The organism is Aurantimonas marina (genome assembly GCF_017183135.1).
Lineage (GTDB): Bacteria > Pseudomonadota > Alphaproteobacteria > Rhizobiales > Rhizobiaceae > Aurantimonas > Aurantimonas marina.
The window spans coordinates 93,435-113,540 of record NZ_JADDXW010000011.1 but is presented as its reverse complement, the minus strand read 5'-3'; the positions used below and the strand labels follow the sequence as shown (position 1 = coordinate 113,540).

Sequence of the window (20,106 nt, the reverse complement as noted above, 5' to 3'; positions counted from 1 at the left end):
CGTCGGCGATAATCCGATCGACAATGAGCCTTTTTTCACTGGACCAATAGTTTCGTGTCCGGCCCGCGCGCCACTCCCATGCTCAGGGTAATCCGCAAACGCGAACCGACAATGTGCCGGAGAGGGACCGCGGCGGAGCCGAATTCCGCCGTCGGATATGTCGACCACCATAACGTCCTCCAGAAATCGGCGGGACAGAGTGAGGAGCCTCACCGATCTCAATCGCGTGTGACGACGGTTCCAACCTCGTTGATCGTGCGAATCGCGAAGGGGCTGTGTCTTCATTGCCCGAACCTAGGGCGTCAGCGCATCCAATCGTCACAGCGCCCCGAAATACGAGTACCTTTCGGCAGCCACGGTATGATTTAATCGTTTGCGCAGCACTATGGCTGCCCCCAAATCTTTACGTGTCCCCCCCCCCCCCGGGGATATTGACTTCGCTGCCTAGCCACCGTTAGCGCGGAGACTAATTTTTTCACCCTCTGCCATGTTCCCATGGTGAAACTTTCATGTCCCCATGGTGAAACTTTTCGCCATGACCGCCCCGCCCAATCTGGAGCTTCTCCATGTCGCAGGAAATGACCCGCACGCGCAGTTTCGTGGAAGGCGAGTGGTATGACGGCAATCCCGGCCTGATCGGCCCGCGCAGCCATGCGATGTGGCTCGGCAGTACCGTCTTCGACGGCGCGCGGTGGTTCGACGGCCTGGCGCCCGACCTCGATCGGCATTGCGAGCGCGTCAACCGCTCCGCCCAAGCGCTCGGGCTGAAGGCGACCGTGGCGTCGGAGGAGATCGTGCGCCTGACCCACGAGGGGCTCGACGGGTTCGACGGCAAGACCGCCGTCTATATTCGTCCGATGTACTGGGCCGAGGATGGCGGCTATATGGGCGTTCCGGCCGACCCGGAAACCACGCGATTCTGCCTTTGCCTCTATGAAGCGCCGATGATCGCGCCGTCGGGATTTTCGCTGGGCGTCTCGCCGTTTCGTCGGCCGACGCCCGAAACCATGCCGACGCTCGCCAAGGCCGGATGTCTCTATCCCAACAACGGCCGGGCGATCATGGAGGCGAAGTCGCGCGGCTTCGACAATGCGCTGGTGCTCGACATGCTCGGCAATGTCGCCGAGACCGGAACATCCAATCTTTTCATGGTCAAGGACGGAACCGTGTTCACGCCGGTTCCCAACGGCTGTTTCCTCGACGGCATCACAAGGCAGCGGGTGATCGGGCTGTTGCGCGAGGAGGGCAGGGACGTGGTCGAGGCATCGCTGACGGTCGCCCAATTCCTCGATGCCGACGAGATCTTCTCGACCGGCAACCACTCCAAAGTCGTGCCGGTGATCGGCATCGAGGGGCGCGAGCTCCAGCCCGGTCCCGTCTACGAGGCTGCGCGTGAGCTGTATCTGTCCTTCGCCCGCGCGGCGGCTTGACAGGCGGTTGAATGCCGACCGGTGGCAAACGCAACCGTCGGCCCTAACTTCCCCCTCGCCGAATTTTGACGTTTCGGGCAACCCTCGCCGGGTCTGCCCGTTGCGCTCAGGACCTAACCAACCAGAAGGAGACGCACCAAATGGCATTCACCCTTCCCGAGCTTCCCTATGCCTACGACGCGCTTGGCCCGTACATGTCGAAGGAAACGCTCGAATTTCACCACGACAAGCACCACAACGCCTATGTGACCAAGGGCAACGAGTTGGCCGAAAAGGCTGGAATGTCCGATCTGTCGGTTGAGGAGATCGTCAAGAAGTCGCACGGCAGCGACCAGGCGCTCTTCAATAATGCCGGCCAGCATTACAACCACATCCATTTCTGGAAGTGGATGAAGCCAGGCGGCGGCGGCAAGAGCCTGCCGGGCAAGCTTCAGACCGCGTTCGATTCCGATCTCGGCGGCTATGACAAGTTCAAGGCCGATTTCGAGGCCGCGGGCGCCGGCCAGTTTGGTTCGGGCTGGGCCTGGGTCGCCGTCAAGAACGGCAAGCTCGAGATCATGAAAACGCCGAACGGCGAGAACCCGCTGGTGCATGGCGCAGAGCCGATCCTGGGCGTCGATGTCTGGGAGCATTCCTACTACATCGACTACCGCAACGCCCGGCCGAAATATCTCGGCGCATTCGTCGACAATCTGATCAACTGGGACTACGTCCTGGAGCGCTTCGAGGCGGTTGCCGGCTGAGCCGAGGGGTTTTCCCCTCTTCGCCGCAAGACAGAACGAGGCCCCGTAGGCGATGCTTGCGGGGCCTTTTCCATGATCGCGGCGTTGACGCTTTCGTGAAATGGGCCGGACCAAAGTCTGATTGCGCCAGACCGCAAATTCCTCTCAATTATTTTGGTGCTTGTCCGCAGGGGCGGACGCTTTCGGGAGACGCCTTCAATGCAACAGTCCAGACTTCTCGCTCTCGTGGTAGCGACCGCGACCGCTGCTCTCGCGCTGCCGGCTTATGCCCAGAACGTCGAGCCGATCAAGCAGCGGCAGGAACTGATGGAAGGCAACGGCAAGGCCGCCAAGCTGTCCGGCCAGATGATCAAGGGCGAGGCGGAATTCGATCCGGCCAAGGTTGCCGAGGCCTTCCAGGCTTTTCACACGACAGCCGAGAAAATGGGCACGCTTTTCCCTGAGGACAGCAAGACCGGCGAGGATACCGAGGCTGCGCCCGCGATTTGGGAAAAGCCTGAGGAATTCCAGGCGGCCGTTGCGAAATTCGAGAAGGATTCGGCGACCGCAATTGCCGCCGATCCGCAGGATATCGACGCCTTCAAGCAGAGCTTCGCCATGGTGGCGGAAAACTGCAAAGGATGCCATGAGGACTTCCGCATCAAGAAGGAAAAATAACGGCGCGTAGCCGCAAGGTCGCGACCCAGGGCGGACATCGGCGACATGCTCAACCGCATCCTCACCACCGTCTTCTTCTGCGTGGTCCTCGGCGCTGGCGGCTTCTATCTGCTAACGATGCCGGATTCGCTCGATGCGGCGACCTTGCCGCCCGAGCAGTCCGGCGATGCCGTGCGGGGCGAAAGGATCTTCTGGGCCGGTGGCTGCGCCGCCTGCCATGCGCCCTCGAAGGCCGAGGGAGCGGCCAAGCTGAAGCTCGGCGGCGGCGATCCGCTGAAGACGGATTTCGGCAGTTTTCGCGCTCCCAACATTTCGCCGGATCCGACCGACGGGATCGGTTCCTGGAGCTTCGCCGACTTTGCAAATGCCATGCAGCGCGGCGTCGATCCGGAAGGCGAACATCTCTACCCGGCCTTTCCCTATTCCTCCTACGTGAAGATGAAGCCCGGCGACGTCGCCGACCTTTGGGCCTTCCTGAAGACGCTGCCGCCGGTCGCGGGACAGGCGCCGCCGAGCGAACTCGCCTTTCCGTTCAACATCCGCCGCGGGGTAGGCCTGTGGAAGCTCTTCTTCCTCGATGATGCGACGCCGATCGTCGACCTTGGCGAGAGTGCCTCGGACGCGGCCCGCGCCGGGCAGTATCTGGTGGAGGGCCCCGGCCATTGCGGGCAGTGTCATACACCGCGCACGTTTGGCGGTGCGGGCGGACTGGAAACGGATGCGTGGCTCGCCGGCGCGCCGAACCCGGAGGGCAAGGGACGTATTCCCGATATAACCCCGTCGAAGGACGGGATCGGTGCCTGGTCGGCCTCCGACATCGTCTATTATCTGGAAAGCGGCTTCACGCCGGATTTCGATTCCGTCGGCGGCGCGATGGTGGCAGTGCAGGAGAATATCGCCCGCTTGCCCGCGACGGATCGCGAGGCGATCGCAGCCTATCTCAAGGCATTGCCGGCGGGAGAGAGCGCCGGCAAATAGCCCGGACAGTTCCGGCGCGCGCCTGATCGTGGGGCAGCCGTCGGGCTAACCGCCCCGACCCATCAGCTTGAGCGCGAAGGCATAGATATAGGCGACTTCTTCCAGCTTGGAGAAGCGGCCGGAGGCGCCGCCATGGCCCGAATCCATGTTGGTGCGCAGGATCACCGGATTGTCGTCGGTCTTGACCTCGCGCAGTCGGGCCACCCACTTGGCCGGCTCCCAATAAGTCACGCGCGGATCGGTGAGCCCAGCCAGCACCAAGATCGGCGGATAGGCCTGCCGCTTGACGTTGTCGTAGGGGCTGTAGGACGCGATGATCTCGTAATCCTCGCCCGACAGGATCGGATTGCCCCATTCAGGCCATTCCGGCGGCGTCAGCGGCAGCGTGTCGTCGAGCATGGTGTTGAGCACGTCGACGAAGGGCACCACGGCGATGATGCCGCCGAATTTGTCCGGCGCCATGTTGGCGACCGCGCCCATCAGCATCCCGCCGGCCGAGCCGCCATTGGCGACGATCCGCTCATGCCGGGTGAAATTCTCCGCGACGAGGTGGTCGGCGCAGGCGATGAAGTCGGTGAAGGTGTTCGCCTTGTTGCGCCGCCGCCCGGCGTCGTACCAGGCAAAACCCTTGTCCTTGCCGCCGCGGATATGGGCGATGGCGTAGACGAAACCGCGATCGACCAGCGACAGGGCGTTGGTGCTGAAGCTGGCGGGGATGGCGATGCCATAGGAGCCATAGCCATAGAGCAGGCAGGGCGCGGTGCCGTCGAGCGGCGTGTCCTTGTGGTAGAGTAACGAGATCGGCACCGTTTCGCCGTCCTTGGCGGGCGCGAAGATGCGCCGGGTCACGTAAGCTGCCGGGTCGTGGCCGGAGGGGATCTCCTGCGTCTTCAACAAGGTGCGTTCGCGCGTCTCCACATCGTAGTCGAAGGTCTGGGTCGGCGTGGTCAGCGACGAATAGGTGAAGCGGATCGTGTCGGTGTCGAACTCGTAAGTGCCGGCCAGCCCGAGCGAATAGGCTTCCTCTTCGAAGGCAACCGCGTGTTCCTCGCCGTCCGACAGCCGTTTGACGACGATCCGCGGCAGGCCGTCCCGGCGTTCGAGCCAGATCAGATGCCGCTTGAGAATCGAATGTCCGAGGATGAGACGTCCATCCTCATGCGCCACGTAATCGGTCCAGTCCGAGCGCCGTGCGGCGTCGGTCGGAGCGGTGACGATCTTGAAATCCCGGGCGCCGTCGGCGTTGGTCAAGATGTAGAGAGTGCCGTTGCCCTCGTCGACGCTGTATTCGATGCCGGTTTCGCGCGGCGCCAGCAGGCGGGGTTCGGCTGCCGCATTGTTGGCGGGGATCAGCCAGCACTCGGAGGTTTCGTGGTCGTGGATGTCGATGACGACGAACTCGCCCGACTGGGTCTTGTCGACGCCCATGAAGAATCCGGTGTCGGTTTCTTCGTAGATCAGCGCATCGTCGAGCGGGTCGGTTCCCAGGCGATGAAAATAGACCCGGCTCGGTCGATGGTTAGAGTCGAGACGCGTGTAGAAGAAGCCTTTCGAGCGGGCCGACCAGACCGTGCCGCCGCTGGTGTCCTCGATGCGCAGCGGCAGATCCTGGCCGGTCTCCATGTCGCGGATCGAGACGGTATAGAATTCCGAACCCTTGTCGTCATGGGTCCAGGCGAGCCAGCGATGATTGGTCGAGTGGCTGACGCCGCCGAGCGAGAAATAGGCGCGATCGGCTGCCTCCGCCTGCCCGTCGAGAAGGACCGTCTCCTGGGCCGCGTTGCCGAAGCGGGGACGCCGGATGAAGCGCGGATACTCCGCTCCGGCTTCGAAGGAAACGCCATAGGCCCATTCGCCGTCCGGGGCGGGCACCGACGAATCATCTTCCTTGATTCGCCCGCGCATCTCCTTGACCAGCGCTTCACGAAGCGCCTCGGTGCCGGCCATCACCTCCTGCTGATAGGCATTTTCGGCAATAAGATGATCGCGAATTTCGCTGTCCAGAACACTCGTGTCCTTGAACACATCCTGCCAATTGTCGGCCCGCAGCCACGCGTAGTCGTCCGAGCGCTCGCGGCCATGCCGGATGTCGGTCCGGGGGCGCCGCTCGGCGAGGGGGGGCGTGGGCTTCAATTCGGTCGTGGAGTAGTTATTCATGAGGCCTGACTTGCGGGAATGGCGGGGAGAATCGCCGCTGGAAGCGGCGGATGGCACCTCGCGCAATAGTAGCGAAGAATGGCATGCAGGCCAAACCGCACGCGGCGTCGGCCACCCGAAGCCCCGAAGCTTCAATTTCCCGTTCCGGCCGTCGATCAGCTTTCGGGTTTGTGGCGGCGCGAGGGGAGCCATGCGGGTGGGCCGAATCGCTGTCATTTCATGCAATCTCGGTGAAGGCCTTTTTTCCTCCGTGCCGGGAATATTTTTGGTGGCGTATGGCATACCACTGTAATAGAAATGGAGTGCGGATCAGGCTTCGGGTGAACCAGTCTTGCCCACAAAGGCTGCTCTCCGTATGAGGGAGTCGGGACGGCGCGTCGCGAATGCGGTGTGGCGACGGGCGAGGGATGGAGTACGCGCCGCGGATGACGGGTATCGAGGCAACGACAGGATTTTTGGCGCTTGCCCTGCCGTTCATCGCCGCGGCTTTGGCTCCGATCCTCACCCGTCTTCTCAAGCAGCATGCCTGTTGGCCGCTGGCGCTGGCCCCGGCACTTGCCTTCCTGTTCTTCCTGCAGGCGCTGCCGGCCGTCGCCGACGGCAACGTGCTGCTGTTCGGGTTCGACTGGATCCCGTCCTTCAACGTGCGGTTTTCCTTCCGGATCGACGGCCTGTCCTCGACTTTCGCGCTCCTGATCACCGGCATCGGCACGCTGATCGTGCTCTATTCCGGCGGCTACCTGGCCGGCCATAAGGACCAGGGCCGCTTCTTCTCGTTCATCCTGATGTTCATGGGGGCGATGCTAGGGCTGGTCGTGTCCGACGATCTCATCACCCTGTTCGTCTACTGGGAGCTGACGTCGATCACCTCGTTCCTTTTGATCGGCTTCGACCACCACCGCGAGGCGGCGCGGCGCGGCGCGATTCAGGCGTTGGTCATCACCGGCGGCGGCGGCCTGGCGCTGCTCGCCGGCCTGATCGTGATCCGCGAGTTGCTCGGCCTGTCCTCGATAAGTGACGTATTGGCCGCCGGCGACACGCTGCGCGATAGTGCTTTTTACGTGCCGATCCTGATTCTCGTGCTCTGCGGCGCCTTCACCAAATCGGCACAGATGCCTTTTCACGTCTGGCTGCCAAACGCCATGGAAGCGCCCACACCGGTTTCGGCCTATCTGCATTCGGCAACGATGGTGAAGGCCGGCGTCTATCTGCTGTTGCGCTTACAGCCGGCGCTCGGCGACACCACCCTGTGGACGACGATCCTGCCGCTGTTCGGTTCGGTGACACTGGTCGTCGGGGCGCTGCTGGCGATCCGCGCCAGCGACATCAAGATCACACTCGCCTATACGACCGTCGCTTCGCTTGGGCTTCTGGTCATGCTGATCGGCGTCGGCACCGAGGCCGCGATCACCGGGGCGGTGCTCTATCTGATCGCCCATTCGCTGTTCAAAGGCGGCCTGTTCATGGTCGCCGGATCGATCGACCATGGCGCGCATACGCGCGAGATCGACCATCTCGGCGGGCTCGGCCGGTCGATGCCGATCACCTTCACCGCAGCGATGCTCTGCGCCCTGTCGATGGGCGGGATCACGCCCTTCGTGGGCTTCCTCGCCAAGGAGGAGATCTATTATGCGCTCGAACATGGCGACGCCTATCACATCGCGCTGATGGTCGCCGCGATCGCCGGCAACGCGCTGATGTTCGCGGCCGCCTTCGTCGTGGCGCTGAAGCCGTTCGTCGGCCAGATGCCGGAGACGATCCATCATCCTCATGAGGGGGCACCGACAATCTGGCTCGGTCCCCTGACCCTCGGTGTCCTCGGCCTTCTTGGCGCGTTGTTCTACGGCGCCTATCATGCCTATTTCTCTGGCCCGATGGCTTCGGCCGCGATGGGTGAGCCGGTCGCGATCGAGATCGGCTGGGTGCCGCATCTAAACCTTGCCTTCATGCTGTCGTTGCTGACCATCGCGCTCGGGATCGTGCTGTATGTTTTCGCCACCCGGCTCCGCTCCGGCCTCGCGGATCTTCTCGCCGCGATCGGCTGGGGTCCCGACAAGGGTTTCGACCAGGCGATGCGGGGCCTGTTGCGCGGGGCCTTCGCGATCACCAATTTCCTGCAATCCGGTCGTCTCGACATTTATATGACGGTGACGGTCATCCTGATCGTCGCGGCGCTGTTCGGGCCGATGATCTATATGGACGCCTTTCCGGCCCTGCCGGACTTCCCCACTCTGGCCTTCTACGAGTGGACTGTCCTCGGGCTCGTGGTCCTCGGCATCTTTGCCGTCGTCATCGCCAAGAACCGCCTGACCGCCATCGTGTCGCTGGGCATTCAGGGCTTCGCTGTGGCGCTGATCTTCATGCTGCTCGGCGCGCCGGACCTGTCCTTCACGCAATTCATGGTGGAAACGCTGTCGGTGGTCATCCTGGCGTTGGTGATGACCCGGCTGCGGCTGTCTGCGGCGGATCACCGGCCGCTGCGCGAGTCCCTGCCAGACGCCGTTCTGGCCATCGCTGGCGGGGCCGGCTTCGGCCTGTTCCTGCTAGCGGTGACCCAGCGCCCCTTCGACGCCTCGCTGTCGGATTTCTTCGAGCGCTACAGCTACACCATCGCGCACGGGCGCAACATCGTGAACGTCATTCTGGTCGACTTCCGCGGCATCGACACGATGGGCGAGATCGCCGTCGTCATGACGGCGGGCCTCGCCATTCTGGCGCTGATCCGCGTCAGGGTCGGGCGCAAGGGCGAGCGCTATCCCGATCCGACGGAGCAGACGCCATGAGGACGGTCATCTTCCGTTTCACTATCCCCTATCTGACGACCTTGATGGTGCTGTTTTCGATCTTCGTGCTGCTGCGTGGGCACAACGAGCCCGGCGGCGGTTTCATCGGCGGCCTGATCGCCGCATCCGCCTTCGCCATCTACGGCATCGCCTGCGGCGTCGCGCCGGTCCGCCGCGCCTTGTATTTCCACCCGATGGCGATCGCGGCCAGCGGTTTGATGATGGCGGTCTTGTCCGGCGTGGCGTCGCTTTTCGTCGGTGCCAAGTTCCTGACCGGCCTGTGGGCGTTTCCGGCGATCCTCGGCGGCGATGTCGGCCTGTCGACGCCGCTGTTCTTCGACATCGGCGTCTATCTCGTCGTCGTCGGGGCGATCAGTTCCATCGCCCTCGCGCTTGAAGAGAGGGAGAGCGACTGATGGAAACCGCGCTCAGCTTCGTCGTCGCCTGCCTGTTCGGCACATCGCTGTATCTGCTCTTGTCGAAGCACGTCATCCGCATGCTGCTCGGCGTTGTTCTGCTCGGCAACGGGGTCAATCTGTTGATCTTCACCGCCGGGCGCATCGGACCGATCGCACCGCCGATCATTCCGGACGATCTCAAGATACCGGAAAGCGCGATCGCCAATCCGCTGCCACAGGCGCTGATCCTGACCGCGATCGTGATCTCCTTCTCCTTCTTCTCCTTCCTGCTGGTGCTAGCCTATCGCGCCTATCAGGATCTCAACACCGACAACACCGACGAGATGCGCCTCGCCGAACCCAAGGACCAGGGGCTGCCGCCCCTCGGCTACTGACCATGGCTATCGGAAGCATCGAGGTTCTCAAGGCCGAAGCCATGGTCAAGGGTGCGGTCGCGGCGTCCGACTATCTTGTCGTGCTGCCGGTCGTAACCTGCTTCATTTTCGGAGCGGGTTTGCTGATGCTTAGAAAACGCATCGACTGGCATCCGTGGCTGGCGATCCCCGGCTTCGTGCTTCTCTTCGGCATCGACGTCGCGCTCCTCGTCAAGGTCGCCGCGCAGGGGCCGCAGACGATGATGATGAGCGGCTGGAAACCGCCCTTCGGCATTGCCTTCACGGTCGATCTGATGGGCGCGCTGTTTGTCACGGTCGCCGGTTTCGTGGCGCTCGCCTGTGCGATCTACGCCGTCGCTTCGATCAGCGCGACGGAGCGGCGCTACGGCTTCTATCCGTTTTTGTTCCTGATGATGGGCGGTGTCTCGGGCGCCTTTCTGACCGGGGACATCTTCAACCTCTATGTCTGGTTCGAGGTGCTTCTGATCGGCTCGTTCGGGCTCTTGATCCTCGGCTCCGAGCACGAACAGCTCGACGGCGCGACGAAATACTGCATGCTCAATCTCGTCGGCACGACGCTGTTCCTGATCACCACCGGCTATCTCTATGGCATCTTCGGCACGCTCAACATGGCCGATATCGCCACAAAGGCCGCCGAGATGCCCGACGACGGCGCGGTCTACACCCTCGCGGTGCTCTATCTGGTGGCGTTTTCGCTGAAGGCCGCGGCGTTTCCGCTCAACTCCTGGCTGCCCGCCTCCTATCATACGCCGCGCTTCGTGGTGTCGGCGCTGTTCGCCGGTCTTTTGACCAAGGTCGGCGTCTATGCGATGATCCGGGTGCTGTTGATGCTGTTTCCGCCGGAGCGGGCCGGCCTCGCCTCGGTGATCGCGTGGATCGCGGCATTGACCATGCTGGTCGGCGCACTAGGCGCGCTCGCGCAGACCGATCTCCGGCGGCTGCTGAATTACGTCGTGATCGCCGGTATCGGCACGATTCTCGCGGGGCTGGCGGTTCCCTCGATGACCGCTGTTTCCGGCGCACTTTCGTTGGTCGATCCGGTGGCGCCGGCGGCCGGCGTGCTTCAGACCGGGCTGTCCGGCTCGATCTATTACGCCCTGCACTCGATCATCGTCATGACCGGGCTTTATCTGGCGGCCGGAACCGCTGCGTTTCTATCGGGTTCATCCTCGCTGGCGGAGATGGGCGGACTGTGGCGCCGTCACCCGCTATTCGCGGCATTGGTCCTGGTGCTGCTGTTTGCGGTATCCGGCCTGCCGCCGTTTTCAGGTTTCTGGCCGAAGGTCGCGCTGGTCCGCGCGACGATCACCGCCGACATGCCTTGGTTGGCGGCCACAATCCTTGTGTCCGGTTTCCTGCTGACCATCGCCAGCGCGCGTGTCTTCGCGCTGGCCTTCTGGCGTCCGCTGCCCGCAATCCAGGCGGCGGCCAGCGAGAGCGAGGCCGCGCGCATCGAAGCCGAGAGGTTCCAGGCGCCCGGGCCGGGCAGAGCGCTATCGCTGGTCCCGATGCTTGGGCTCATCAGCTTCGTCATCGCCGCCGGCGTTTGGCCGGAGTGGCTGGCACGGCTGACTGACGGCGCGGCGACCGGCGTCATCGATCCGGCGGCCTATCTTTCCTCTGTCTTCGGAGGCGGATCGTGAGGCTCTCGCTCTTCAACCTTATCCTAGCGCTTATCTGGGTGATCATCTCGGGCTCGTTTACTCTGCTCAACCTCGTCTTCGGCTTCGTGCTGGGCGCGGCGGCGCTGTATCTGATCCGCGAGCAGGTCGGCACCGTTGGCTATGTCGGCCGGGCCGGCCGCATCCTCACGCTGTTCCTGCTGTTCGTCTATGAGTTGCTGATGTCCGCCTGGCGGGTGGCCGTGCTGGTGCTGACGCCCAAGCCCGACCTCAAGCCCGGCATCTTCGCCTACCCGCTGAAGGTCGACCGCGACTTTGAGATCACGCTCTTGGCCAACATGATCACCCTGACGCCCGGCACCCTCTCCGTCGACGTCTCGGAGGATCGTTCGACTCTCTACGTCCACGCGATCGATTGCTCCGATCCCGAAGCCACGAAGGCGGATATCGCCAGCGGTTTCGAGCGCAAGATCCTGGAGGCGTTTCGATGAACCTTCACGAATGGGCCCTGTGGCTTTTCGATATTTCGCTTACAATCGCACTGGTAATGCTGAGTCTGGCCTTCCTGATTACCGTCGCGCGGATCGTAATGGGGCCGACGCTGCCGGACCGGGTGCTCGGTCTCGACATGCTCACCAGCGTCGCGATCGGCTTTATCGCGGTTATCGGCATCGACACGGGGTTCACACTCTATATCGACATCGCGATCGCACTCGGCCTTGTCGGCTTTCTCGCGACTGTTGCCCTGGCGCGATTCATCATGGCGCGGGGCAAGACCGAGGAGGAGAGAGTGGAGCAGTTGCGGGCCGTCGCGAATGCAGCCAGCGGGGGCGAGCCGATATGATCGCGGACGTTGTCATCATCATCGCCAGTCTGCTGCTCCTTGCCGGCTCGGGCTTCGTCGCCGTGGCCGCGCTCGGAATTCTGCGCTTACCGGATCTCTACACGCGAATGCACGCTGCCTCGAAGGCGGGAGCGGTCGGCTCGGCCATGCTGCTGATCGCGCTCGCGCTCACCGCGGACGAAACGCCAGTGGTGCTTCGGGCTCTCGCCGCCGTCGGGTTTTTCCTGTTGACTGCGCCAATTTCGGCGCATCTCCTGGCCAAGGCCTCCTATTCGGTGGGCTATCGGATGTGGGAGGGCTCCGTCCTCGACGAGATGCCTCCTGTCGATCCGACCCTGGGAGTCGCGAAAGCGCCACCGCCGCAAGGCCCGGTCACCAGCGTCGGCGAGAGCCAATGATGCCGCTCGGTCGCTCGACGGATGCCGCCGCGTGACGGCGCTGCTGATCGTCTTTGCGGGCCTCTTCGGCGCAGCCGGAGTGGTTGGCGCCGCCATGGCCGCCCATGGTGGCGACACACGGTTTGTCGCCATCGCGGCCGCGATCGCTCTGGTGCACGCGCCGGCACTGCTGGCGCTGGCCGCGTTGCGGTCGGTGATGATGCCGCGCCTGGCGGCAACAGTCGGGATTCTGATCATCGTCGGAACGCTGCTGTTTTCCGGCGATCTGGCGGCGCGCGTGGTGTGGGGCGAGCGGTTGTTTGCTAATGCCGCGCCGCTCGGGGGTGTGATCTTGATCGGGGCGTGGCTGATGACCACAATCGCCGGTCTCGTCGTGGAAATGGCACGGCATCGCTCGACGCCGCCGGCGCGATGAAATCGAAAGGGGAGGGATCAGCATGAATGGCTTTGATCGAGCGCTCTTCGCCCGAAAGACCGTCGTCATCACCGGCGCAGGACGCGGCATCGGCGCCGCCACCGCGCAGGCGTTTCTCGCCGCGGGAGCCAATGTGGTCGCCCATGCCGGGCGCGGCCTCGAACATGCTGAGAAGGATTTGCTGGCTGGCCTGCCTTCCGAGGATCGTGCGCGCCTGACGCTGCTGACCGCCGACCTCGCCGATCCGGACGGAGGCGAGCGTTTGGCCGAGGCGATTCTCGCCAAAGTCGGCGGCCGGATCGACGTTCTGGTCAACAATGCCGGTACGATGGGCGGCCGAGTGGCGGCCGGCGATGTCGATCGGGCGCAATATGAGCAGGTTCTCGACCTCAACATCCGCGCTGTCGTCTCGCTGACGACCAAGCTGTTGCCCGCTCTCAAGGCATCCGGCAAGGGCGCGATCGTCAACACGTCGTCGATCTCGGCGACGATCGGCGGCAGCCCGGGCTCATCGCTCTATTCTGCCTCCAAGGCCTTCATCTCGACCTGGAGCCGCGCGCTCGCAAAAGAGCTCGCCCCGGACAATATCCGCGTCAACGTCGTCTCGCCTGGCACGATCATGACCGACTTCCATCGCCGCTATTCGACGCCGGAAAAGCTCGAGGCGACAGCCGCGACGATTCCGATGCAGCGCCTCGGCACCGCCGAGGACTGCGCGCCGGCCTATCTGTTCCTCGCCAGCCCGGAGCTGTCGGGCTACATCACCGGCCAGGTCATCGAGGTGAACGGCGGTCAGTTCATGGGCTGACGTGGAGCGCCTGCGGGGGCGCTCCACCACTGTCCTCGGCGCGACCTTGCGGACGCAGCCTTGCCACCGTGCCCCGTCCGGCGGCTGGCCGGCTGGTTCAGCCGAGTGGCTTCCAACTCTGGCCACCGTCCGAACTGACGATCACTTCGCTTTGCTGGGTGACGGCGAATAGATTGTCGGAATTGGTCGGATCGGCGGCAAAATGTATGAGGATCCGGTTGCCAAAGCGTTTGGTGATCGGCTCCCATTCGCTTGCGGATTTCGCCAGCTTGACGAGACCGGAGCCGACCACGAAGGCGTAGACGGTGCCGTCGGGAGCAGCGTTGACGAAGCTCGCCGGTTGACCGGCAGGCCCGCTTGGCTCCCACGTCTTAGCGCCATCGCGGCTGACCATCACGCCCTGACCGGTAGCCGCGTAGATCATTTGCGGATCTGTGACCGACGCAGCCAACCCATAGATGTCGGCTGGCGGTGGGCCGACCACCTCCCAGGTCTTGCCGCCGTCCGTGCTTGTCTGGATCTCGCCGTAAAGGCCGTAGAGCACGTTCGGATCGGCGGGGCTGACGGTCATGGCGTGGAAGTCGACGGGCCCGTTGACGCCTGGGGAGACCCGTTCCCAGGACTTCGTGCCGTCACGGGAAACCAGAAAGCCGGAATTGCCTCCGGTCTTTGGGTGACCGCTTGCGAAGAAGGTACTCGCATCGGAGGGATGCGAGGTAAAGCTCATATAGTCGTCTGTGTTGCTCGACACCGGTGTGGCCGTGCCGTTCGGAGAGGTCAGGAACACGCCATCGTGGGTCGCAAGGTAAAGCTTGGAGGGATCGGACAGATTCACGGCAATGCCATGGATATGGGAGACCTCGGCGACCGGAATGCTGCTCTGGGCCTGACTGCCCCACCAGCCGGAACTCGCCACGGCGACGGTGGCGATGGCGCCGATGGCGCCGATCGTGACGAAGGATGTGGTGCGGTTTTTCATTGCGATTGTCCTGTTATGAAATTGGTTTGGCGGCGTGGTTCGGGCTGTCGCCCGGACCGAACCGCGATGATCCGCCGGGTCTGCGGCGATGTCCGTCGCCACACCCGACCTGGACACGAGAACGAAAGCATTACGACCAGCGGCATTGCCGCTAGAGCATCGGACCAAAAAGTGGAATCCGGTTCTTCAGAGAGTTCCGATGCTTGATCAAAGTGTTAGAGCGTTCGTTGTACGTCTGGATGGACGCACGGCGCTCTAGGCCTCAAGCGAGAGATTTGGGTGGGAATGGATCCGGCGCGGCGATGGCGCCGCCAGACGCCTGATAGCGTAATCCGCCATGGGATTTTTCAGCGCGTAACGTCACGGAATCGCTGGTGCAAGGCAGAATCGCGGCGGCGAGGCACGCGGAAGCGCAGGGCGCTTTTGCCAGACCATCCGCGCAGCTGTCGCATCCGTTCGGCATCGTATGGTCGCTCGCGGCTGTCATGCCGTATCCGGTCGTGTCCGCGACCTGCATTCCATAGCCGTGCGTTCCCAACGCGAAGGTCAGGAAAAGCGCGAAGACGAGGATCCGACGAAAAGCCGACATGACGCGGATATAACCCTTCGCGCGTCCGATGCCAACGCACGCTGGATCCGCAGCCGCCCTATCCATGGATTTTCTGGTCGGCAGGACCGGCGACAGCGGGCGTCGGTGTTGCCACATCGACCGCCGTGGCCGCCAAATGTGGACGGCATACCATCATTGTTCCAGGGCGCGATGATGGAAGGAAGACAATTGGCAAGCGTGCTGCTATGGGCCGAAGCGGGGCGTAAAACGATCAAACGGCGGCTTTGCTTGAGGAAGCGTATCCTTTCGGTTGTGGCGTTTGGGATCGTGACTACCCTGGGTCTCGCGCTGGCTGGCCATGTCTGGATTGCTAGTGACGACGCCGATCGATTGCGCTTTGCGAGCGTCGCGGACGATGCGATGGCGCGGACTACCGCCCCACTGCAGATGCATCTGTCGCTGCTGCATGCCACGAACGCCTTCCTCGTTGTTGAAGGTCCGCAGGTCGAACAGGAAAAATTCTCCCGATTCCTCGACAAGGTTGACCTGACGGAGCGGTTCGATGGAATCCAAGGCGTCGGCTTCGCCCGGACCGTCCCGGCGCAGGACGACGCGGCCGCCCGCGCCAGCCTGCGAACGAATTACGGTGAAGCCGTCGACAGCTGGCCTGCGACCGAGCAAACACTGCGCACGCCGATCGTGCTGCTGGAGCCGCAGGACGAACGCAATCGCGCCGCGCTTGGCTATGACATGTTTTCCGACGCGGTTCGCCGCGAGGCCATGCAGCGCGCAGCGCGCACCGGCGAGGCGAGCGCTTCCGCTCCAGTCAGCCTGGTGCAGGAGATCGACGAAAACCCTCAGGTCGGCTTTCTGATCTATCTGCCATTTTTCTCGGACCCGTCGCGGGTGGCGGGGGCCGTAAGCGAGACTGAAGGCTTCGTCTACGCGCCCTTCCGGTTGGGCGATCTGTTTGCCGCCGCGCTCATGCAGAGCCCGCGCCTGCCGGTGCGCGTCGAGGCGTTCGATGGCGAGATCGCGCCCGCATCCCGGATATTCACATCGAGTGGCGACGCCGCTGCGGCTCGAAACGATGAGTTCGTCGTGGTGCGGACATTGGAAGTTGCAGGTCGCAACTGGATTTTCCGGATGACCCCGACGGCAGAGTTTCGAAAGGTCGGCTCGATCCTTCCCGCAATCGTCCTGGCGCTCGCGGGATTGTTGCTCGCCGTCCTTCTGGCGCTGCTCACCTCTGTGCAGGCGCGTCGGTCCGAAGCGGTCGCGGCCCTTAACGTCGAAAGCCAGCGCAACCTCGCGCAGAAGGATCTGATCCTGTCGGAGATGAACCACCGCATCAAGAATTCGATTGCTCGGGTTTTGGCGATTGCGCGCCAGACCGCTCGCGGCGCCGAGGGGCTGGACGACTTCCTGGAATCCTATTCGGCTCGGCTCGGCGCGATGGCGGCGGCCCAGGAGATGTTGACCCGCTCGCAGTGGAAACGAGCCCGGATCGGCGATCTGTTGGCAGCGGAGCTACGCCAGGTGTTCGGGGATCGGTTGGAAGCATGCGATATCGCCGGACCGGACATCGAGGTTGACGAGACGAAGGCTCAGGCCTTGGGGCTGACATTCCATGAGCTCGCGACAAACGCACTGAAACATGGTGGTCTCGCAACGATGAATGGAAGCCTTTCGGTGCGATGGGCGCTGGTCGGAGGCGAGGTCACGATTGACTGGTGCGAGTTCGGCCTGGCCGAATCTCCGAAGCTCGCGCCTCGAAGCGGTTTCGGGACCCGTCTCATCGATATGAACGTCACCGGCGAACTCGGCGGCTCTATCACACGGCGCCCAGGTGCGAACAGGATTAGTATCCGGATCGCTTTCCAGTGGTCGGACGACGCATTCCGTAAGCCTCTGACGATGGGGTGAGATGGGGTTAACCGCGGGGCCAACCAACCACCACCTTGGAAGCCAACCGATTGCACACCTGTTTTTGACCAAACGATAAAAAAATTGACCTTCTGAAAAACTCGGATCATTCTGCTCCTCGATCAGGCTGACCGGGGAGGCGCCTCTCGCGCGGTCGGCGACGGTGACTGGCTGGAGGGAATGTCCGTGATGAACCAAGCCCGACCGATCCGGCCCGATATCGGCGCGAGGCGTCTTGACGCGGAAACGCTGAAAGCGAATTTTTCCGAACTCCATCCGCCGCTCGCCAGGCACGAGGCGGTGGTCGAGGCCGATCGCTGCTATTTCTGCTACGACGCGCCCTGCATGACAGCCTGCCCGACCTCGATCGACATTCCGCTGTTCATTCGCGAGATCCAGGCCGGCAACCCGATCGGTGCGGCCAAGACGATCCTTTCGTCGAACATTCTCGGCGGCATGTGCGCCCGCGTCTGTCCGACGGAAACCCTGTGCGAAGAAGTGTGCGTGCGCGAGATCGCGGAAGGCAAACCGGTCAAGATCGGGCTCCTGCAGCGCTTCGCCACCGACGTCCTGATGGACAAGGGCGAGCACCCCTTCACCCGTGCCGCGCTCACCGGCAAGCGGATCGCGGTCGTTGGGGCGGGGCCGGCGGGCCTGTCCTGCGCCCATCGCCTCGCCATGCATGGTCATGACGTCACATTGTACGACGCCCGGCAAAAACTTGGCGGTCTGAACGAATACGGCATCGCCGCCTACAAGACGACAGAGGGCTTTGCCCAGCGCGAAGTGGATTTCGTCCTCGATATCGGCGGCATCACGATCGAAACCGGCAGGGCGTTGGGCCGCGACATCCATCTCGCGGATCTGCGCCGTGACTTCGACGCGGTATTTCTCGGCCTCGGCCTTGCTGGCGTCAACGCACTCGGCACCGAGGGCGAGAGCCAAGCGGGTTCGGCCGACGCCGTTGCCTGGATCGCCGATCTTCGTCAGACCACCGATCTCGCCTCGCTGCCGATCGGTCGGCGCGTCGTCGTCATCGGTGGCGGCATGACGGCGATCGACGCGGCCGTGCAGGCCAAGGGTCTCGGCGCGCAGGAAGTGACCATCGCCTATAGGCGCGACCAGACCGCCATGAACGCCTCCCGCTACGAGCAGGAAATCGCGCAGACCCGCGGCGTTGCGATCCGCTGCAACTTGCAGCCAAAGCGGATACTGGCCCAGGGCGGCCATGTTACCGGGATCGAGCTGGAGCGAACCCGCACCGAGGACGGCCGGCTGGTGGGGACGGGGGAGACGGTGACGCTCGAGGCCGACCAGATATTCAAGGCGATCGGTCAAGCCTTCCTGCCGGACGGCGTCGATGGTGAGGGGGGAGGTATTCAGCTTGAGCGCGGCCGCATCAAGGTCGACGGCGAGCGGCGCACCTCGTTGCCCGGCGTCTGGGCCGGCGGCGACTGTATTTCCGAGGGCGACGACCTGACGGTCGTTGCGGTCGAGGACGGAAAGGTGGCGGCGGAAGCGATCCACCGGACGCTCGAAGGCGCGAAGGCATAGAGGAACAATAGCATGGCTGATCTTCGCACCTCCTTCCTCGGCATATTGTCGCCTAACCCGTTCTGGCTCGCCTCGGCGCCGCCGACCGACAAGGAATACAACGTCCAGCGCGCCTTCGAGCAGGGCTGGGGCGGCGTCGTCTGGAAGACGCTCGGCGAGGATCCGCCGATCGTCAACGTCAATGGCCCGCGCTATGGCGCCATCTGGGGGCCGGACCGCCGGCTGCTTGGCCTCAATAATATCGAGCTGATCACCGATCGGGCGCTCGACATCAATCTGGAGGAGATTGCCCGGGTCAAACGCAACTGGCCGGACCGGGCGATGATCGTCTCGCTAATGGTGCCCTGCGAGGAGGCCCCGTGGCGGAAGATCCTGAAGCGGGTCGAGGACACCGGCGCCGACGGGGTGGAGCTGAATTTCGGCTGTCCGCACGGTATGAGCGAACGCGGCATGGGCTCAGCCGTCGGCCAGGTGCCTGAATATATCGAGATGGTGGCGCGCTGGTGCAAGCTGCACTCGAAGCTGCCGGTGATCGTCAAGCTGACGCCGAATATCACTGACGTGCGCTACCCGGCGCGGGCAGCCAACAAGGGCGGCGCCGACGCGGTTTCGTTGATCAACACGATTTCGTCGATCACCTCGATCGATCTCGACAACTTCGCGCCGACGCCGACGATCGACGGCAAGGGCTCGCATGGCGGCTATTGCGGTCCGGCGGTCAAGCCGATCGCGCTCAACATGGTCGCGGAGATCGCCCGTGACGCCGAGACGCGCGGCCTGCCGATTTCCGGCATCGGCGGCATCACCAATTGGCGCGACGCGGCCGAATTCATCGCGCTCGGCTGCGGCACGGTACAAGTCTGCACGGCGGCGATGACCTATGGTTTCAAGGTGGTCAAGGAAATGGCGTCGGGCCTGTCCGACTGGATGGATGAGAACGGCTACGCCACGATCGAGGATTTTCGCGGCCGGGCCGTTCCCAATGTCACCGACTGGCAATATCTCAATCTCAACTACGTCACCAAGGCGCGGATCGACCAGGATCTGTGCATCCAGTGCGGTCGCTGCCACATCGCCTGCGAGGATACGTCGCATCAGGCGATCACGGCGATGGTCGACGGCATGCGGCATTTCGAGGTGATCGACGCCGAGTGTGTCGGCTGCAATCTGTGCGTCAATGTCTGCCCGGTCGAGAACTGCATCACCATGGAGAAGGTCGCCGGTACAGACCCGCGCACGAAGAAGCCGATCCCCGACGAATACGGCAACTGGACGAACCATCCGAACAATCCGATGGCGAAAGAACAGATGCAGTTCGCACCGGAACCGGCCAGTCTTCCCGACGCTGCCGAATAGCCGAACTCCTCCGAGCGTCACCAGACCTGCGACATCAGATCACATGCGACCTGCGTGCCTCGCGCAAAAGAGCCGAACGGGAACCGGTTCTG

At 63.4% G+C, this 20,106-nt stretch carries 18 protein-coding genes; 16 read left to right on the top strand and 2 right to left on the bottom strand.

Features of this window, described 5'->3' with window-relative positions:
• Window positions 1-566 precede the first annotated feature (566 nt).
• From ING15_RS13560 to ING15_RS13545, 4 genes are all read left to right on the top strand, one after another.
• Complete coding sequence (locus ING15_RS13560) at window positions 567-1,430, top strand: branched-chain amino acid aminotransferase (protein WP_206455357.1); 864 nt, start codon at window positions 567-569, stop codon at window positions 1,428-1,430.
• 140 nt (window positions 1,431-1,570) lie between these two features.
• Window positions 1,571-2,173, top strand: a complete 603-nt coding sequence (locus ING15_RS13555; RefSeq protein WP_206455356.1) for a superoxide dismutase — start codon at window positions 1,571-1,573, stop codon at window positions 2,171-2,173.
• 198 nt (window positions 2,174-2,371) lie between these two features.
• Entirely contained in the window at window positions 2,372-2,830 is a 459-nt protein-coding gene (locus tag ING15_RS13550) for a c-type cytochrome (protein ID WP_206455355.1), read from the top strand.
• A 45-nt stretch (window positions 2,831-2,875) separates the two neighbouring features.
• Window positions 2,876-3,808, top strand: coding sequence for a cytochrome c (locus ING15_RS13545; protein WP_206455354.1), 933 nt, complete (start codon window positions 2,876-2,878; stop codon window positions 3,806-3,808).
• 45 nt (window positions 3,809-3,853) lie between these two features.
• On the opposite strand, the gene ING15_RS13540 is transcribed toward ING15_RS13545, so the two are convergent.
• Window positions 3,854-5,965, bottom strand: coding sequence for a S9 family peptidase (locus ING15_RS13540; protein ID WP_206455353.1), 2,112 nt, complete (start codon window positions 5,963-5,965; stop codon window positions 3,854-3,856).
• Between the two features lie 425 nt (window positions 5,966-6,390).
• On the opposite strand from ING15_RS13540, the gene ING15_RS13535 reads away from it, so the two are divergent.
• The 9 genes from ING15_RS13535 to ING15_RS13495 are packed head-to-tail and all read left to right on the top strand — an operon-like array spanning window position 6,391 to window position 13,649.
• Window positions 6,391-8,748, top strand: a complete 2,358-nt coding sequence (locus ING15_RS13535; RefSeq protein WP_206455352.1) for a putative monovalent cation/H+ antiporter subunit A — start codon at window positions 6,391-6,393, stop codon at window positions 8,746-8,748.
• Entirely contained in the window at window positions 8,745-9,164 is a 420-nt protein-coding gene (locus tag ING15_RS13530) for a Na+/H+ antiporter subunit B (RefSeq protein WP_206455351.1), read from the top strand. The genes ING15_RS13535 and ING15_RS13530 overlap by 4 nt, the downstream gene beginning before the upstream one ends.
• Entirely contained in the window at window positions 9,164-9,541 is a 378-nt protein-coding gene (locus tag ING15_RS13525; RefSeq protein ID WP_206455350.1) for a Na+/H+ antiporter subunit C, read from the top strand. The genes ING15_RS13530 and ING15_RS13525 overlap by 1 nt, the downstream gene beginning before the upstream one ends.
• A gap of 2 nt (window positions 9,542-9,543) precedes the next feature.
• Window positions 9,544-11,205, top strand: a complete 1,662-nt coding sequence (locus ING15_RS13520; RefSeq protein WP_206455349.1) for a proton-conducting transporter transmembrane domain-containing protein — start codon at window positions 9,544-9,546, stop codon at window positions 11,203-11,205.
• Window positions 11,202-11,675 (top strand): Na+/H+ antiporter subunit E, encoded by a 474-nt coding sequence (locus tag ING15_RS13515; RefSeq protein WP_206455348.1) that lies wholly within the window; start codon window positions 11,202-11,204, stop codon window positions 11,673-11,675. Before ING15_RS13520 ends, ING15_RS13515 begins: the two co-directional genes overlap by 4 nt.
• Entirely contained in the window at window positions 11,672-12,028 is a 357-nt protein-coding gene (locus ING15_RS13510) for a cation:proton antiporter (RefSeq protein WP_206455347.1), read from the top strand. Before ING15_RS13515 ends, ING15_RS13510 begins: the two co-directional genes overlap by 4 nt.
• On the top strand, window positions 12,025-12,426 hold the full coding sequence (gene mnhG / locus ING15_RS13505; protein WP_206455346.1) for a monovalent cation/H(+) antiporter subunit G: 402 nt from the start codon (window positions 12,025-12,027) through the stop codon (window positions 12,424-12,426). Before ING15_RS13510 ends, mnhG begins: the two co-directional genes overlap by 4 nt.
• 31 nt (window positions 12,427-12,457) lie before the next feature.
• Window positions 12,458-12,841, top strand: a complete 384-nt coding sequence (locus ING15_RS13500) for a DUF423 domain-containing protein (RefSeq protein ID WP_332873825.1) — start codon at window positions 12,458-12,460, stop codon at window positions 12,839-12,841.
• 22 nt (window positions 12,842-12,863) lie between these two features.
• Window positions 12,864-13,649 (top strand): SDR family NAD(P)-dependent oxidoreductase, encoded by a 786-nt coding sequence (locus ING15_RS13495; protein WP_206455345.1) that lies wholly within the window; start codon window positions 12,864-12,866, stop codon window positions 13,647-13,649.
• A 97-nt stretch (window positions 13,650-13,746) separates the two neighbouring features.
• Here the strand turns inward: ING15_RS13495 and ING15_RS13490 are convergent, their stop codons facing one another.
• The gene (locus ING15_RS13490; RefSeq protein ID WP_206455344.1) at window positions 13,747-14,628 is read right to left on the bottom strand and encodes a F510_1955 family glycosylhydrolase; all 882 of its coding nucleotides are present in this window, start codon (window positions 14,626-14,628) and stop codon (window positions 13,747-13,749) included.
• Window positions 14,629-15,505: 877 nt separating this feature from the next.
• Here ING15_RS13490 and ING15_RS13485 point away from each other — a divergent pair.
• From ING15_RS13485 to preA, 3 genes are all read left to right on the top strand, one after another.
• Window positions 15,506-17,104: a CHASE domain-containing protein gene (locus ING15_RS13485; protein WP_206455343.1), complete on the top strand. Its 1,599-nt coding sequence runs from the start codon at window positions 15,506-15,508 to the stop codon at window positions 17,102-17,104.
• A 180-nt stretch (window positions 17,105-17,284) separates the two neighbouring features.
• Window positions 17,285-18,658, top strand: coding sequence for an NAD(P)-dependent oxidoreductase (locus ING15_RS13480; protein ID WP_206455342.1), 1,374 nt, complete (start codon window positions 17,285-17,287; stop codon window positions 18,656-18,658).
• Window positions 18,659-18,670: 12 nt separating this feature from the next.
• Complete coding sequence (gene preA / locus ING15_RS13475) at window positions 18,671-20,014, top strand: NAD-dependent dihydropyrimidine dehydrogenase subunit PreA (RefSeq protein WP_206455341.1); 1,344 nt, start codon at window positions 18,671-18,673, stop codon at window positions 20,012-20,014.
• Window positions 20,015-20,106: the final 92 nt, after the last annotated feature.